Annotated in this window: 15 protein-coding genes; 9 read left to right on the top strand and 6 right to left on the bottom strand. The window is 56.4% G+C overall.

Translation table 11 applies throughout. The features are described 5' to 3' along the window. Window positions 1–121 precede the first annotated feature (121 nt). The gene (locus NUW46_RS08775) at window positions 122–1,141 is read left to right on the top strand and encodes a sodium:calcium antiporter (protein ID WP_222464303.1); all 1,020 of its coding nucleotides are present in this window, start codon (window positions 122–124) and stop codon (window positions 1,139–1,141) included. A gap of 43 nt (window positions 1,142–1,184) precedes the next feature. Here the strand turns inward: NUW46_RS08775 and NUW46_RS08770 are convergent, their stop codons facing one another. The 4 genes from NUW46_RS08770 to NUW46_RS08755 are packed head-to-tail and all read right to left on the bottom strand — an operon-like array spanning window position 1,185 to window position 4,454. After that, window positions 1,185–1,937: a LytR/AlgR family response regulator transcription factor gene (locus NUW46_RS08770; RefSeq protein WP_418141874.1), complete on the bottom strand. Its 753-nt coding sequence runs from the start codon at window positions 1,935–1,937 to the stop codon at window positions 1,185–1,187. After that, complete coding sequence (locus NUW46_RS08765) at window positions 1,934–3,007, bottom strand: sensor histidine kinase (protein WP_418141873.1); 1,074 nt, start codon at window positions 3,005–3,007, stop codon at window positions 1,934–1,936. Before NUW46_RS08765 ends, NUW46_RS08770 begins: the two co-directional genes overlap by 4 nt. Further along, window positions 3,004–3,678 (bottom strand): hypothetical protein, encoded by a 675-nt coding sequence (locus NUW46_RS08760; protein ID WP_418141872.1) that lies wholly within the window; start codon window positions 3,676–3,678, stop codon window positions 3,004–3,006. Before NUW46_RS08760 ends, NUW46_RS08765 begins: the two co-directional genes overlap by 4 nt. An 11-nt stretch (window positions 3,679–3,689) precedes the next feature. Then, the gene (locus NUW46_RS08755; RefSeq protein WP_167516407.1) at window positions 3,690–4,454 is read right to left on the bottom strand and encodes a MipA/OmpV family protein; all 765 of its coding nucleotides are present in this window, start codon (window positions 4,452–4,454) and stop codon (window positions 3,690–3,692) included. A 205-nt stretch (window positions 4,455–4,659) separates the two neighbouring features. Here NUW46_RS08755 and NUW46_RS08750 point away from each other — a divergent pair, with 205 nt between their 5' ends. The 5 genes from NUW46_RS08750 to NUW46_RS08730 all read left to right on the top strand — a co-directional run bounded on the left by NUW46_RS08750 (window position 4,660) and on the right by NUW46_RS08730 (window position 10,534). Beyond that, window positions 4,660–5,358: an aspartate/glutamate racemase family protein gene (locus NUW46_RS08750; protein WP_418141871.1), complete on the top strand. Its 699-nt coding sequence runs from the start codon at window positions 4,660–4,662 to the stop codon at window positions 5,356–5,358. A 74-nt stretch (window positions 5,359–5,432) separates the two neighbouring features. After that, a complete protein-coding gene (locus NUW46_RS08745; protein ID WP_418141870.1) occupies window positions 5,433–6,635 on the top strand; it encodes a cation:proton antiporter in 1,203 nt (400 codons plus the stop codon). Between the two features lie 111 nt (window positions 6,636–6,746). Further along, window positions 6,747–8,933, top strand: coding sequence for an OsmC domain/YcaO domain-containing protein (locus NUW46_RS08740; protein ID WP_418141869.1), 2,187 nt, complete (start codon window positions 6,747–6,749; stop codon window positions 8,931–8,933). A gap of 89 nt (window positions 8,934–9,022) precedes the next feature. Continuing rightward, window positions 9,023–9,496 carry a hypothetical protein gene (locus NUW46_RS08735; RefSeq protein ID WP_418141868.1) on the top strand — a complete coding sequence of 158 codons (474 nt, stop codon included), beginning with the start codon at window positions 9,023–9,025 and terminating at the stop codon, window positions 9,494–9,496. A 72-nt stretch (window positions 9,497–9,568) separates the two neighbouring features. Further along, window positions 9,569–10,534 carry a surface lipoprotein assembly modifier gene (locus tag NUW46_RS08730; RefSeq protein WP_418141867.1) on the top strand — a complete coding sequence of 322 codons (966 nt, stop codon included), beginning with the start codon at window positions 9,569–9,571 and terminating at the stop codon, window positions 10,532–10,534. 10 nt (window positions 10,535–10,544) lie between these two features. On the opposite strand, the gene NUW46_RS08725 is transcribed toward NUW46_RS08730, so the two are convergent. Further along, window positions 10,545–11,867, bottom strand: coding sequence for a S8 family serine peptidase (locus NUW46_RS08725; RefSeq protein WP_418141866.1), 1,323 nt, complete (start codon window positions 11,865–11,867; stop codon window positions 10,545–10,547). 127 nt (window positions 11,868–11,994) lie between these two features. On the opposite strand from NUW46_RS08725, the gene NUW46_RS08720 reads away from it, so the two are divergent. The 3 genes from NUW46_RS08720 (at window position 11,995) to NUW46_RS08710 (ending at window position 14,884) form a co-directional block, all read left to right on the top strand. Further along, complete coding sequence (locus NUW46_RS08720) at window positions 11,995–12,486, top strand: RNA polymerase sigma factor (protein ID WP_418141865.1); 492 nt, start codon at window positions 11,995–11,997, stop codon at window positions 12,484–12,486. Beyond that, complete coding sequence (locus NUW46_RS08715) at window positions 12,483–13,208, top strand: anti-sigma factor family protein (protein WP_418141864.1); 726 nt, start codon at window positions 12,483–12,485, stop codon at window positions 13,206–13,208. The genes NUW46_RS08720 and NUW46_RS08715 overlap by 4 nt, the downstream gene beginning before the upstream one ends. A 110-nt stretch (window positions 13,209–13,318) precedes the next feature. Further along, complete coding sequence (locus NUW46_RS08710; RefSeq protein WP_418141863.1) at window positions 13,319–14,884, top strand: glutamate synthase-related protein; 1,566 nt, start codon at window positions 13,319–13,321, stop codon at window positions 14,882–14,884. Here NUW46_RS08710 and NUW46_RS08705 read toward each other — a convergent pair. Then, entirely contained in the window at window positions 14,854–16,947 is a 2,094-nt protein-coding gene (locus NUW46_RS08705) for a dehydrogenase (RefSeq protein ID WP_418141862.1), read from the bottom strand. The two genes, NUW46_RS08710 and NUW46_RS08705, sit on opposite strands and share 31 nt — an antisense overlap. Between the last annotated feature and the right edge of the window lie 12 nt (window positions 16,948–16,959).

The raw sequence follows: 16,959 nt of genomic DNA, 5'->3' as shown, positions 1-16,959 counted from the left end.
CCCGAATACAAGGCAGAGAAGTCCGAATTTCTTTCTGGGCGCCGATAATCCCTCTGGCCATTCCCCAACCGCTATAGTTACCTTGAGCAACCCAACCAATCACAACAGGCTGGAGCCTTGAGTGTTTCCATCACTGACTACCGGCATCATCGCTTTTGCCATCGCATCCGTTGTTATTGTGACAGCCGGCAGCCGACTCGCGCGGGTAGCCGATGAACTGGCTGATCGCACGGGTCTGGGAGAGGCATTGTTCGGCATCTTTTTGCTGGCGGGCGTGACATCACTGCCCGACTTCGCTGCCACGCTCAGCGCGGCCATGGATTCAAGGCCGGATCTTGCCATGAGCAATGTGATGGGCAGTATGGCGGCGAATCTGGTGTTTCTGGGCATCGCCGACATCATGTACCGCAAAGCGAACCTGGAGCACGCGGCCGCATCCTCAACCAATCTGATGCTCGCTGCGTTGTTGATTGTCTTGCTGGCCTTGCCGCTACTGGCCATTGCCAGCCCTCCGGTATCCCTCTGGGGAATACACCCAATCACACCCGTGATTACGGCAGCGTATCTGTTCGGGCTTCACCTGGTTCGCAAAACAGACAGTAAACCCATGTGGTTTCCCCGACTGACCCGCCAGACCGTTCCCGACAAGCCTGGCCATTACCTTCGCGGTGGCCTTGCCCAGGCCTGGGTTACTTTCATCATTCTGGCGGCCATTACAGGCGTCGCCGGATGGATACTGATGGAAGGGGCCAAAGTGATCAGTGACGAAACGGGCCTCTCTGATACCCTGATTGGCGGTCTGTTCACCGCGCTGGCTACTTCCTCACCCGAGCTGGTCACCACGATTGCCGCTATTCGCAGAAACGCGCTGACACTGGCAGTGAGCAACATTTTCGGCACCAACTGTTTTAACATGCTGGTGATCGCGTCAGCCGATGTCGGCTACCCTGGCGGTTCCATCTATCACGACATAACCCCGATACAAATGACCTGGGGGCTGGTAAGCATCCTAATGACAGCCACACTGCTGATGGGGATGGTCCGTCGCCAACGCTACGGGATTGGGAAGATCGGGTTTGAAAGCGCCCTGATGCTTTCGGTCTATGCCGTGGCACTGATCATTGTGACGGTCAGCGGATAGCAGGGGGCACTCGATCCGCCACTCTGATGACTCTACATGAGCTTCACATCTGCTTGAAAAGATGTGAATTGGCTCGACTCACCGGAAGTACCCTGTCAATGCTGTCAATAATAACCTGATAGTATCCTTCTTGATCGCGCTCTACCCTGGAAATACGGCCGACCTGCACTATCGTCGCCCGATGAATTCGCCAAAACTGACCACTGTCGAGCGTTTCCGTTAATTCCTTGATGCTTTTTCGAATCAGGAATTCCCCGTTCTCGGTCACCACTGTTGTGTATTTGTCCTCAGCGATAAAACAACAGACATCGCCCAGCGGTATCACATGAACCTGTTGACCTCGGGTGGCGTTGATCCAGCGCAGTTCGCCTGAACCCGCCACCGGTAATAGGCGCTTCAGCTGCGCAGCATCCAGCTCATACTTCACTGTCCTTTCGTCACGCTTTCTCAGTCTTTCAATACACTGATACAAACGGTCCCCATGCACGGGTTTCAGCAAATAGTCCACCGCTTCATGTTCAAACGCTTCCAATGCATGTTGATCGTAGGCTGTAACGAAAACAAGATGCCCGGAAAAGCCTATTTCGCGCAGCATACCAGCTGTCTCAATGCCACTCATTCCTGGCATCTTTATGTCCATAAACACCGCGTGCACATCAACATCCCTGATCCGCTCAACTGCTTCCACGCCCGAGCCGACACAGATCACCTGCTCTACCTCGTCCCAGAGATCCTGGAGCAGTTTCTGAAGGTTGAATCTCAGTAAAGGTTCATCATCAACAACCATGACATTCATGTTGTGCCCTCTGGATTGACCGGCCACCGAACGGTGGCAACGCAGCCGGTTACAGAGCCCTTTGCATCTGTTTGATTGGCCAATATCAGCGATGCGTTTGTTCCGTACAGCAGCGCCAGACGCTGATGAATGTTATCAACGGCGATCCCGTGCCCAACACTTTTGTTCTGACGATAATCTTTTCTCAGGCCCAGCCCCGTATCACGAATGGTAACGCAGCATCGCTCGGGCCCGACATCAACCAGAACCCGGATATGGCCGCCTTCAAGTTTCGGCTCGATACCATGAATAACCGAATTTTCAACCAGCGGCTGCAGGGTAAATGGCGGACAGCTCACTCCAGCGATGTCATCCTGCACGACAACCTCAAAGCTCAACCTGTCTCCCATTCTAGTGCGCTGTATCGAAAGATATGCTTTCACAAACTCCAACTCCTCAGACAGAGGAATGAGCTGTCGCTCGGCCTTGGTCATGGAACCTCTGAGCAACCCGGTAAGATCATCAAGAACCGTTTTCGCTGTCTCCGGTCGCACATCAATCAATACGCGTATATTGGCAAGTGTGTTGAACAGGAAGTGCGGCTCAATTCTGGATTGCAGCACCTGGTAGTTGGATTCCGCCAGCTGTTTCTCCTGTTCAAGGGTTCGCATACGTTGAGCCTGTAATTCTCTGCGTTTGCGGTTCAGACGATGCGAGTTATAGAAAACATAGGTCACCAGTAAACTGAACAGAACCTTGAGTATCAGGTCAGAAGCCGGCGCCTCCCGAACTTCCTCGAACGTGCCATATATCTGGTAGAACAGATGGACGGTGCCAATCACAACTCCTACCAGGTAACCAATGACCGTCGCCACCAGCATGGAAGTCCGGTTCTCAAGATAATGAATGCTGATCCGTATCGCACACAGGCACGACACTCCGAACACAAGAGCCACCTGTAGTGTCAGCCAGAAATCGCCTGCGTCGGTCAACCAGATTACCAACGAAATTAAATAGCAGATTACAAGCGTCTGTAAGGTGTCTCTGAGCAGGTCGTGGCGCCGCCACAGACGTTGGATCGCAGTGATCATGATGTGTGCCCTGCTTCATTAAACGCCAGGTGCATACCCGTGGCCACGAACCAGAGAATGCCTCCAAGCCCGAACGCTGCACCGAACCCTGAAAGTTGCGGCAATGCAGTGGCCGTGCCTGCCATACCGACCACCAAGGCGCTCCACTGAATGGCTTCTGGCAGAGACTGTCGCTGCCGGGCGGCACAGAAAACCAGAATCAGCCACACGCCTCCCACCAGTTCGTTTCCGCCACCCAGACCGTTGATAACCAGGTGAAGCGACACAAAAGCCTGTGGTGCCAGTTCCGGATGGACATCCGCCAGGGTGATCACCATATCGTGCCCAACAGTTGCCACCAGGCCCGCGGCAATCACGAGGGCCACCCACAGGAAAGCCACGAGCGATGCAGCGCGGCTCAGGGCTGTTCCCGGCAACAACGCCGACAGCCCGAACTGCATGGTGAGCAGCGCAAAACCGAACACGAGGTAAATAACAAAATACCATGTATACAGAAAACTGCTGTGCTCCTGCAGGTAAATAAGCTGGGAGGTGATGTCTGCCGATAGATTCCCGAACTGAATCTGAGTCAGGAAGGCAAGATAAAAGACCATTCCGAACAGAAACGTTAATCCGGCAAGAATACCGGCAAGCCCTCCGGTTCGTTCACGAGATGCTGGAAGAAAACTCATTTGCTTTGCTCCTAGAACCGGTAAAAGACTGCAATACCGCCAGACCAGTAACCTTTGCGCTCCACGATTGAGCTATCGCCAACGCCGTCGCCAAGATTCTCATAACCGAACGCGAACACCGAATGCCAATGGTTTCCCAGTTTCTGGACGTGAGAAACCGACGCCCGCATCACGACCGATTTCTCTCCGTCGTAGGCCGCAATGTTTGCAGACGCCTCTTGCTGACTAACTCCGTAGTAGTAGTCAACAAGCTTTCGGGATTGCTGACGCACGTCAATGCTTGGTACCAGAGCGCCACCCCACATGACCAATTCTCGCGATACGACAATACCCCATTCATGACCGCCATGCCGGTCTAACATATCGACCGACGCAAAGGTCGCGAGATCAACCCAGGGTGTAACCTGCTCCCATTTGATAAGGAATTCACCGGTGTCGTCCCGGTCTTCCAGTGCTTTCAGAATTCTGTTCTCAGCCGGGTCGAACGCAGACTGGCGTAACTGCACCATCAACTTGAGCGTGCCGGTAGACGAGGGTGAGGTGACCAGCCCAACACCCTCCGGATTTGCCACGAGCATTCGCCAACGCAGATCAGCATAAGGTACGACGACATGCTGATCACTCTCGCCCTTTACATGGCGCTGGATAGAGGCACCGGAAAGGCCAAGACTCGCCTCCCAGTCGGAAGCGCTGACCGGGCCAGCCAGGATAAACAAGACAAATGCCGTAAAAGTAAGCCTTAACCGAATGGTAAGTTGAGCGGCTAACGGGTTCATTTTGATAGTCTCCATGTGAATGAATTCAGGCGGTAGAACAGCAAGTGCCACGGAGTTTCACACGGGTAGAGGATCTGCAGGAAAGCTTGAGATAAACGGTTGATATGGACGACAAGCCGGCATAAATCGAGATGGACGGTAACACCAATCCGACCGCACGAGACTGTGCTACAGTCCAAGAAAACTCTGTTCTGGGATTTCTTGTATGAAAACCATTGGCCTTCTCGGCGGCATGAGCTGGGAATCCACGCAGACCTATTACCGCCTGCTCAATGAAGGCGTGAAGACTCGGCTGGGCGGCCTGCATTCCGCGAAGATTGTGCTCTACAGCGTCGATTTCGCCGACATTGAAGCGCTTCAGCACAAGGGAGAATGGGGAGCCACTGCCCGAATCCTCTCGGATGCCGCGTTATCGCTTGAGAAGGCAGGTGCCGATTTCCTGGTGATCGGTACCAACACCATGCACAAAGTGGCGCCGGAGATTGAACAGATGCTTCGCATTCCCTTGCTACACATCGCGGATGCCACGGCAAAGGTTCTGGCCCGGGATGGCATCAGTCGCGTTGGCTTGCTGGGCACCCGGTTTACCATGGAGCAGGCGTTTTACCGGGAACGCCTCGAAAACGCAGGTATTGACGTGGTCATCCCCGATGAACCCCAGAGGCACCTGATTCACCGGGTAATCTACGAGGAGTTGTGTCTGGGACAGATTGTGGCCGACTCCCGCCGTGCCTACCTTGAGGTTGTCGACTCGCTGGCAGAACGCGGCGCCGAAGCCGTGATTCTAGGATGCACTGAAATTGGCCTGCTGATCAGACAGGCCGATACCCCTGTGCCTCTGTACGATACCACTGGCATCCATGCCGCCCAGGCTGTGGAGCTGGCGCTCGCGGAGGCCGAGTAACCTACTGAAAAATCCCTTAATGTGCTCTTCATCCCGGAACGTCCAAGCATAACGAGAAGGATCCCACGGCGCAGATGATCGAACGACTCCCCGAGTGGCTGCCAATCCAAACCTCGCAGGCAACCGTGAACATTATCCTGCTTGGCGTGATTCTGACCGCCAGTATTTTTGCAGACACGATCGCCCGTCGCACCAGAGTGCCGCGCATCTCGATCCTGATGTTGGTGGGCATTGTTATTGCGGTCATTCATCAGGTGTGGCTGGGCCAGCGAGACGGCGACTTGCTTGGAGGGTTGACTGAACCCCTGATCCAACTGGCTCTGGTGATGGTCGCTTTCCTTCTGGGCAGCGAATTAAAGGTGAGCCGGCTTCGAAGAACGGGGCCACTTATTCTGGTTGTGTCACTTTTCGTGATAGTCGGTGGGGGCCTGCTGGTGGGCGCAGGTTTGCTCGCACTGGGATACCCGCTTGTTGTGGCGATAACCCTGGCGGCCATATCAGTTGCGACCGACCCCGCGGCCGTCAGCGAATCTGTAAAGGAAAACCGGAAAGCGGGGCTATTGCCCAAGGTGCTGCTGGGTATCGTTGCCATTGATGATGCCTGGGGCATCGTTGTCTTCGGATTGAGTATGGCCACACTCGGCTGGGTGATCGGTAGCGAAGCAGAGCTGGCCGTGCTGCATGCTCTATGGGAACTGGGGGGTGCTGTTCTGCTGGGCGCCGCGATCGGCTTGCCGGCGGTCTGGCTTACAGGTCGTTTAAGACCCGGCGAACCCACCCAGGTTGAGGCCATCGCGCTGATCCTGCTTCTCGCCGGGTTCTCATCGTCGATGGGAGTATCGGCTCTGCTCGCCTCAATGGTTGCCGGGAGCCTGGTTGCCAACCTGTCACATCACCACACCCGGTCATTCCGGGAAATCGAGCACATTGAATGGCCGTTCCTGGTGTTTTTCTTCGTTCTTTCCGGGGCGAGCGTCAATCTTTACCAGGCAACAGATGCGATCGTTCTGACCGTTTCCTACATTGCGCTTCGTGTGGCCGGTCGCGTTCTGGGTGGCTACCTCTCAACCCTGGTGGCACCCGCCCGGGGCAAAAAGCTCCCCGGCAGTATTGGTCTTGCGCTAACGCCACAAGCGGGCGTGGCTATTGGCATGGCACTTCTGGCAGCAGAGCGCTTCCCGGAACTACGCGATACCATACTGCCGGTGGTTGTCGCCTCCACGATCATCTTTGAATTGCTGGGTCCGGTGCTTGTGCGGCGGGTCTTGCGATCCTGATTTTGCGCCTATCCGTAGAAGACCGACCAAGACGAACGCGGGCAAAAACTGGATAATGGCCGCCATTAAAAGCCATGGCGCGCCAAATTCTCCGATCCAGGACTCTGTGTAATGGAAATCAACGTCAACTTTCTCGAGAACCTCAGACTTGAAGCCAAGTTTGACGATTTCACGGTCGTAACGGACCAGCCCATTCGCTACAAGGGCGACGGCTCGGCGCCCAGCCCGTTCGATTACTTCCTGGCCTCGTCGGCACTCTGTGCGGCGTACTTCGTACGGGTTTACTGCCTCGCCCGGGACATTCCCACCGAAAATATCCGCCTGTCCCAGAACAACATCGTGGACCCGGAAAACCGCTACAACCAGATCTTCAAGATCTCCGTGGAGCTGCCAGAAGACATCTCTGAAAAAGACCGACAGGGCATTCTGCGCTCGATCGATCGGTGCACGGTAAAAAAAGTTGTCCAGACCGGGCCCACCTTCGAGATTGAAACCGTCGAGAACCTGGACGCGGACGCCCAGGCACTGCTGATGACTCAGCCGGAAGGCGGCAGCCAGACCTTTATCGAAGGCAAGGACCTGCCGCTGGAGCAAACCATCGCCAATATGACCGGCATCCTCGAGGAGCTGGGCATGAAGATCGAGATCGCGTCCTGGCGGAACATCGTGCCACACGTCTGGTCACTGCACATTCGCGATGCCGCCTCACCGATGTGCTTTACCAATGGCAAGGGTGCCACCAAGGAAAGCGCCCTTTGCTCTGCCCTGGGCGAGTTCATCGAACGGCTCAGCTGCAACTTCTTCTACAACGACCAGTTCTTTGGCGAGGAAATCGCCAACAGCGAGTTCGTCCATTACCCGAACGAAAAGTGGTTCAAGCCCGGGCCGAACGACGAACTGCCCGACGGCATCCTGGATGACCACTGTCTGGCCATCTACAATCCGGACGGCGAGCTTCGTGGCTCCAATCTGATCGACACCAACTCTGGCAGAGCCGACCGGGGCATTGTCTCCCTGCCCTACGTGCGAAAATCCGACGGCGAGACGGTGTATTTCCCGTCCAACCTGATCGAAAACCTGTTTCTCAGCAACGGCATGAGTGCCGGCAATACGCTGAACGAAGCGCAGGTTCAGTGCCTGTCGGAAATCTTTGAGCGCGCCGTCAAAAAGCAGATCATCGAAGAGGAAATCGCCCTGCCGGACGTACCCCGGGAGGTTCTTGAAAAATACCCCGACATCCTGGAAGGCATTGAAGCGCTGGAGGCCCAGGGCTTCCCGACCCTGGTCAAAGATGCTTCCCTGGGCGGCCAGTTCCCGGTGATGTGCGTAACGCTCATGAACCCGCGCACTGGCGGCGTGTTTGCCTCCTTCGGCGCTCACCCGAGCTTTGAAGTGGCCCTTGAGCGGAGCCTGACCGAGCTGCTTCAGGGCCGCAGCTTCGAGGGCCTTAACGACGTGCCGCCGCCGACATTCAACAGTCTGGCCGTGACCGAACCGAACAACTTTGTGGAGCACTTCATCGACTCCACCGGCGTTGTGTCCTGGCGCTTCTTCAGCGCGAAATCCGACTATGAGTTTGTCGAATGGGATTTCTCCGGCACCAACGCGGAGGAAGCGGAGTGTCTGTTCGGTATCCTCCGGGACCTGGGCAAGGAAGTGTATGTCGCGGTTTATGAGGAACTGGGCGCGCCGGTCTGCCGGATTCTTGTGCCCGGGTACTCAGAGGTGTACCCGGTGGAAGACCTGATCATGGACAACACCAACATGGCTCTGGACTACCGGGAAGACATCCTGAATCTGCACCGTCTGGACGAGGAGCAACTGGCCGATCTGGTGGAGCGACTGGAAGCCAGCCAGTTGGACAACTACATGACCATCATCACCCTGATCGGGGTTGAGTTCGATGAAAACACCGTCTGGGGTCAGCTCACCATCCTTGAGCTGAAGATCCTGATCTGCCTTGCCCTGCAGTGGCACGAAGAAGCGCTGGAGTTCGTCGACATGTTTCTTCAGTTCAACGACAACACTGTTGAGCGGGGCCTCTTCTTCCGGGCGATGTATGCAGCGTTGGAGGTTACCCTGGATGACGAGATGGAGATGGACGACTACATCACCAACTTCACCCGCATGTTCGGCGAGAAAACCATGGAAGCCGTTGTTGGCTCAATAGACGGAACCGTTCGTTTCCATGGTCTTGAACCAACCAACATGCAGCTGGAAGGACTGGAAAAGCATCAGCGGTTGATCGAAAGCTACAAGAAACTGCACGTCGCACGGGCTGCCAAAGCAGGTTTTTAGAAAAGTCTGAGTTTTTCTGGAATAAATCCCAGGCTGGACCGTCCTCCTGATGAAAGCCACCCAAAAGGGTAAAACAGGAGGACGTAACCATGAAGAAACACGCACTGACACTCGCAATCTGCTCACTTCTTTCCACAGGCGTCTTTGCAGCCGAAGGCGCTGCCAACGCCAACGCACAGGCCGATGCCAACATGTCGGCCGAAGCCAGCAGCCAGAGCGGCGTTTCCGCGCAAGGTGGCGCATCGGCCAGCGCTCAAGGTAGCGTAAATGGCAAGGCGGCAAGGGACGAAGCTCGCCAGAATGCCAATCAAGCTGTCAGCGCAGGTGTTGAGACCGGTCAACAGGTTCGAGGCACCGCCTCGGCAACGGCAAATGCCGCCCGGAATGAAGCCAATGAACAGGCCGACAAGGCAAAAGGCGAGATGAACAAGGCTCGCAATGCTGAAATCCGTGCTGAAACCAATCAACAGATCGGTACGTCGGTGTCCGATAGCGTTAGAAGCCAGGTTCAGAATTCTGTCAAGAGCACAGTAAAAGGTTCCGCCAGCGGCGGCCTGCTCTGAACCGATAGCCAAATCTGAATCGCCGGGCCTCTTTTGGCCCGGCTCTTTTTTCAGCTGAGGAGAAACACCGTTATGATCTTCACGCGATCTCTACCGTACGTTACCGCTTTGGGTCTGATGGCCCCTTTGTGTTTTGCCGACGCCGCAGAACAAGCTACCTTAAACGGACACCTGTCAGCCGGTATTGAGCACGACAGCAATGTCTCCGTGGATGATCTGAACGCCTCATCGGACCGGAGTGATCAGGCCTGGGTTTTTGACGCCGGCCTGGAAGGCGTGCTCAAGCCTGCCCAGCGACTGAACCTTACCCTCGGATACTCCCTCTCTGGCAGTCGATATCGGGAGCTGGATCAATTCGACCAGGACATTCACTTACTGTCCGCCGATCTCAGTTATGATTTTGATCCGGTAACCCTTGGTACGAGTTACCATTATTCCCACTCGGTTTTGGGCTCAGAGCCCTTTCTCGATTTCCACAGGGCAAGCGCCTATCTCGGCAGCCTCATTGGTGACGATGTTTACCTGCTCGCGAGCCTGCAGGATAAGCGAAAGGACTACGAGGAAAGCGAGGCTCGCGATTCGGACATCCGTGGTGCAAGCCTTGATTCGTTTTTCTTCTTTAATAACGCCAGGAGTCACTTCGTGATCGGCGTGGACTACGACGAGGAGGATGCCGAAGCGGACTCCTTCGACAACGACGTCTGGCGAGTGCGGGCGACGTTGCTCAACCGCTTTGTGCTGAGAGGAGAGGATAATCGGATTCGTCTTGGCTGGCGATATGAAACACGGCAATACGATCAACCAGCGGTTTCTTCTTCTGGCTCGTTTCTCGAAAACCCTTTCACGGGAGATTTTGTGGACGCGTCATCCAGTCGTCGGGCCGAGCAGGCCAACGTTTTCGAAGCCAGTTGGCGAATTGGTCTTAACGGGACTTTCAGCGTCGAGCCCTCTGTGTCTCATGGTATTTACCAAGGCACCGAGGACTCCAACGACTACAGCCGAACCATTGCCGGCCTGACACTCAGGGCAGATTTCTGAGTCGGACAAGTCAATACGGCAGGAAACCGAAACCAAAAAGACTGTCCCGACCAGGCTCACCGAGGTCCTGAGCCTGGTCTATCAAAGCCTCAACTGCCTTCTGTGAATTGCTACCATTGGCTTCACAGGCCAGGGCTGCAGCAACAACCGGAGCGGCCAGTGAAGTGCCGCTCTCCGTCGCCAGGCCTCCCTCCGGGTCAGGAACGCTAACCGCAACACCATGGGCTGCGAACATCACGTGTTCTCCGCGACTTGCCCATCGGTAGAGGTCACCTGTGCGGGAGGTTGCGGTAACGCCAATCACTTCAGAATACGCCGCCGGGAAAAGCGGTGACGCGGCAGGCCCCTCATTGCCAACTGCAGCAACCAACAACGTACCCTGATTAGCAAGTCGTCTGACCGCCGCTGCCAGTAGCCGGTTATCGGCACCGGTAAGGCTGATATTGATCACTGATGGTTCCTGTGTCGCCAGCCAGTCCAAACCCTTCAGCAAATGCACGAGCGTGGCTCCGGAGAGATTGTCTGTCCGCGAGTAAAAAACCGAGGCGTTAAAGAGTGTCGCGCCCGGCAGCCTGGCCTCCCCTTCGCTACCCTGCCTGCCAACCAACTGGCCCGCAACCGCTGTACCATGTTGCGTTACAGGAGCCAGTTCGCCGCGACTCCCTTCGAGCGACAAAAAACGTTGTTCGACTATACGGGCTGCACCAAAGGCGGGATGTTCCGTTGCCACGGACGTGTCGATCATTCCAATTTTGACCGGCTCCTCACACAGGCTTACACCCGATCGAAGTGCAGGCACTTCCGAAGAATCGGATGGACCTGTCCGCGGGCTGTATACGTGGTTACGGTCCAGGCGGTCGGCCAGTTCCGGCAAAAGCTTGCGAAGACTCTGGTATGAATCCAGGTCCGGACGAACCCGGAATCTGGCCACGATCATGCCAAGCCCGGATAAGGTTGTACGTTCCAGAACGGTGATCCCAGGATGGTTCAGGCGATTGATGTCCTCCGGCGTGCCGGTCACCAGCCATTGCCTCTCTACAGATCTAAAGCCATCCTCCTGCACGACTTCATTAAACGCTTTTTGCCCTGATACTGTGAATACAGGAAGGCTATCCGGGAGCGACTCGAGGGCACTCCGGAGGTTCTCAGCCTGTTGCTGTGCTCGACGAGTTGCTGCCCGCTCCACCAACCGCTCGGCGTTTCGCTCCACCTGTCGGGTGATACCGCTCGCCGGGTTGTTGATCAGTCCGTCCGCAGTGAGCGCGGTCGCAGATGACGGCGCCCAACACATGATCACGGCTGACAGAATCGACAATTTAAAAAGCGGCTTCATGGTTACCGTCCAAATTCTGGATTGTTTCACTTACTCTAACGGCCTGAACTGGAAAAAATTCCCTGGCGCATGGAATAAAACCTGAGCCGGATCGTCTTACCCATACATTCCATTCTGAACGAGAACTATGCAACAGGAACTGACGGATCTACTACCAGCTCTGAGAAGGTTTGCGTACTCCCTGACTGGCTCCATGGCCGATGCCGACGACCTCTTGCAGAATACCGTCGAGAGAATCCTGACCCGCGATATGCCCAGCGATGTCGATCTTATGAAATGGGCCTTCCGGATATGCCGCAATGTCTGGATAGACGAGTGCCGGGCTCGAAAGGTTCGTCGGGATGCCACCGAAAATCCGGAGTTAAGCGATGGACAAGTCACCGATGGCGAGCATCAGACGACGAAAGAGATCGAGTGGAGCCGTGTGGACGCTGCCATGTCGCGCCTTCCCGAAGACCAGCGACAGATCATTTCTCTCGTTGCTATCCAGGGAATGCCCTACAAGATGGTGGCGGAAATACTCGAGGTGCCCAAAGGCACTGTCATGAGCCGACTGGCCCGTGCCAGGGCAGCCCTGAGCGAAGCTCTGTCACCCGTAACCTTGAGGAGCGAGTCATGAAGATTACAGACGAAACACTGTCAGCATTCCTGGACAGTGAACTGAGCCCATCGGAGATGGAGGCTGTCAGGGAGCGGCTCGCAACAGACCCATCCCTGACCGACCGGTTGGCGGAGCTTGCGGCCGTTGATTCGGAATTAAAGAGCCACTACGGCGACATTGATGGCCGTCCCATGCCCGAATCAATCACCAGGATGCTCGCTGAGGATAATCGGGAGACGCCATTGCCGACGGATAACAATGTTGTACCGTTTCCCTGGTGGCGCAGACTGCGTGGGCATTCAGGTAAAGCCATTGCAGCAGCCGTGGTCGCAGGGCTCGCGATGGCTCAGTGGCTTACCATGCCATCCGCGGAAAATGCGGTATGGTCAGAGGTAGCGGCGACTCTTGATAGCCGCCCCAGCGGAGAAACCTATTCCGTGAATGCCAACATCGAACTTACGCCTCGACTGACCTTCAGAAACCAATCCGCTGAATGGTGCCGGCAGTTCCGGTTAGAGACCCACAGCAATGCGTTCGAGCAGATTGCCTGCCGCACCCATTCAGGCCACTGGGAACAGCGAGTTCAGGTGGAAACAGGTCTGCCAGTTGCAGGCGATGGCTACCGGACAGCCAGCGGAGGAAGCGTACTAGACGACCAGCTCGACCGCATGATGGCGACGCCGCCAATTGGCCCCGAGAAAGAATACGAGTTGCTAGAGCGGAATTGGCGAACAGAATAGCACTGAAAGCATTCCTGACCCACACTTGGTCATTACAAGTAGCCTATTTGCGTTTAATGCCCGTACACCCTTGTACATTTACCGGCATACGCCAAACAAGGAGCCTTGCAATGAGCAATCCGGTGATCGCTGATAACAAGCCCAAGAAAGTCAGTCTCAAAAAGGGCGAAGAATACGCCTTTTGCGTCTGTGGTCGTTCCAATAACCAGCCGTTCTGCGACGGTTCCCATGGAGACACCGGATTCAAACCCAAGGTCTTCAAGGCGGAAAAAGACGAAGAGGCGGTTCTGTGCCAGTGCAAACAGACCGGAAGCGCGCCTTATTGTGACGGCACCCACCAGCAGTTCAGCGATGATCAGGTTGGCAAGGAGGCGCCTGCTTCTGACGACGATGGCGACGACGAGAGCCAGTCCGGTGACGCTCCAAAAGCCAAATCGACGAAGGACGAGCCGACGGTTGAGTTTATTCACCAGTTAGCGCGTGAGGGCCTGAGCAACGTGGGCCACCATGGCCCAACAACCGCCATGGGCGTGCCCCGCCACACTCTGCCCCATTGGGACGATCTGCAGCTAATGGTGGCCCAGATGGCCAGCAAACCGTTGGCCGATGACGCCGAAGTATCAACGGAACTGGTGATCGGACCTGAAGCCCGCAAACCCCTCACCCTGAGCATGCCCCTTTTCGTTTCGGACATGAGCTTCGGCGCTCTGTCGGAGGAGGCAAAAATTGCCCTGGCCCGGGGCGCCGAGCTTGCGGGAACCGGCATTTGTTCCGGCGAGGGCGGTATGCTGCCGGAGGAGCAACAAGAAAACTCCAGGTACTTCTACGAGCTGGCCAGCGCGAAGTTCGGCTACAAGGAAGAACTGCTCAAGAAAGTCCAGGCATTCCATTTCAAGGGTGGACAGGGCGCCAAGACCGGTACCGGTGGTCACCTGCCGGCCAACAAGAATACCGGCAAAATCTCACAGGTTCGCAACATTCCCGAGGGTGAATCTGCCATTTCACCACCCACGTTCGAGGATCTGCGCTCGGTCGAGGATTTCCAGCGCTTCGCCAGCCATGTTCGGGAAATCACCGGCGGAATTCCTGTGGGTTTCAAACTCAGCGCCAATCACATCGAGCGGGATGTTCAGTTCGCGCTGGATGCCGGCGCTGATTACATCATTCTGGACGGCCGTGGCGGCGGAACTGGCGCTGCGCCCGAAATCTTCCGCGACCACATCAGTGTGCCGACCATTCCGGCCCTGGCTCGCGCCCGGCGCTATCTGGATGATCGCGGCGCCAGCGGACGGGTCACGCTGATCATGACCGGCGGCCTGCGGGTGCCCATTGATTTCGTGAAGGCGATGGCCCTGGGCGCAGACGGCATTGCGATTGCCAACAGTGCCATGCAGTCCATCGGCTGTGTTGCTGCCCGTATCTGCAACACCAATAACTGCCCCGCTGGCATCGCAACCCAGAACAAGGATCTGCGCCAGCGGTTGAATGTGGACCAGTCGGCCAAACAGCTGCAGAACTTCCTTGAGGCCTCGGTCTCACTGATGCAGGTAATGGCAAGGGCCTGCGGCCATGACAGCCTCAGCAAACTGAATATCGATGACCTGTCCACCTGGCATCGGGAGATGGCCCTGCTCAGCGGCGTGCGCTACGCCGGTGTGCTCGATCCCTCTGCCTGAGGTTCTTGCCCCTGAGGTTCTTCTGCACTGGCCGCCAAGGTTCGAACCCGTTCGAAGTCCTCCTCGGTGAACACACCGTTCACCCCGGAGACGGCGGCCAGTTTCATGCCATGCTTCAGGCCGAGCTTGTAAATCTCCCGAACTTTCTCCCATTCGATGTTTCGGCCCAGGGTAAAGTTCTCGAAACGCGCCTCGAGGGCCAGCACAATGGTTTCTGCCAGGCAGGCATAGGCAATACCTTTGGGCAAGCCGATGTCTTTCATGTGTACGTCGCCCGGTAGCTGTATCTCGCCGGATTCGATCACCAGCACATCCGGACGCTTTGCCACGTCTTCTGCCGGAATATCCAGGGGGCGCGCTACGTCGGTGATCACACAACCCGGCTTCACTTTCATGATGTCGAGAATGCGTTTGCCGGCTCCGGAGGTGGCAGTGACGATCATGTCCATGTCCGCCAGATCGCGTTCGGCCGAACCGGCAACATGCACGATGGCTCCGGGCGTTTCCTGTTCGATGCTTTCCTTGAGCGCCAGCAGTTTCGCCGGCTCCGGTGCCGCCAAATAGACCTCATCCACTGCCTTGGCCAGCAATCGTGCACAGACAGAGCCGATGGCACCTGTAGCACCCACCACCATCGCCTTGCCGGCGGCCTTGCCGCTGGCGCCGATACTTACCCGCCCTATTTTCTTCATGGCATCATGGGCCGCCCAAAGCGCGCCGGAAGCGCTGTAGCTGTTACCGGTTGTGATCGGCAGCGGTGCCCGCTTGGCTACCGTAATACCCGCATCGCCCACTACCTTGGTGAACGCCCCCAGGCCCATGATCTGGGCCCCGAGTTTCTTGGCCAGCTTTGCGGCCTGCAACAGCCGGGCGTAGGTAAATTCCGGCCCGTGGGCCATGATTTCCCGGGGGGTGCCACCCACGGTAATCAGCCAGCCCTCTACCTCATCGCCATTCGGTGACCGGATTCCGGACACCTTCGAATAAATAAACGGTGGTGAATAGGCGATGGCCTTTTCCACCAGGTTCATCACCACAGGAGGGGAAACATTGGCAACCCAATCCAGCGGCGGCGTCTTGGTGAGGTATTGCTGGGAAAGCGGATGAATAACAAACGCAAACCGGTTCACCCGACGGTAGCCATCCGGATACAGGATTCGTGGCTCAATACCGAGACTCTGGATAATATCCAGATAATCGTCCGGTCCCAGCTGATCCGGTGTTCTGGAGAGCGCAGCGCTGATCATCGCCTCCATCACATTCACGCCCAGGGGTCGGCCTTCCAGCCAGGGACTGTAGTCAACGACCATGGCAACCCGGCGGGATCGCATCCAGTCGAGCGCCGAGTCAGTAACCCGCGAAGTTATGATGGTCTTACCATCCAGCTCTTTCTGCGTGAAATGCTCCAGGTCTCCGATGGCGCCTACGATCACGTGGGAATCGGCCACGGCATGGTGCAATGAGCCTTTAACGAGGTTTTCACCCAGACGATACAAAGGTGTGCGGAGAATGGTTTCTACCGCTTTCACGGCTGCCGGCCTGAACATGATCGGAGCCGTCAGCGAAGTGTAGGTTTCCAGTTGCTTCAGGGAAGTCAGCAGCCTGGGCACCCCGAAATCCGTGTACGGGTCGGCAAAGAAAAGGTTGTCGGTGTGTTCCGAGAGGGACCGGGCAATTCGATAACCGGCCTGCCCATTCATAAACAGCACACGGGCGTTGTCGAAAAAATGCCCCAGTTCGGATTGGGTGTGGCGGACGGCCCATTCCTGCAGGATCGCCCTCAGGCCCGCACCGGTGGTCACGGGCTTGTCAGGCACACAGGCCTCCAGGCGAGCGGTATCGGGGTGTTCAAGCTGCTCCCGACCCACCTCATAGTGATCGTGGACCATACTCAGACCAATGGCGTCGGCCTGCGTGTGTACCGACTCAAGAACCGCTTCGGCACGGGAAAGGTCGCCGTCTGTGCCAATTCGAATAATCCGGAAAGGCTGGCCGAGGAAGGAGGTCTCCAGATCGTAATCGTATTCGGAAGATCCCAGGCTGACACTGACAACGGTTTTCATATTCAGGCTTCC

This window comes from Marinobacter sp. MA (assembly GCF_048298425.1).
GTDB classification, from domain to species: Bacteria; Pseudomonadota; Gammaproteobacteria; order Pseudomonadales; family Oleiphilaceae; genus Marinobacter; species Marinobacter salsuginis.
Note: the sequence above shows the minus strand (reverse complement) of the source record. Positions and strands in the feature narration are given on the sequence as shown.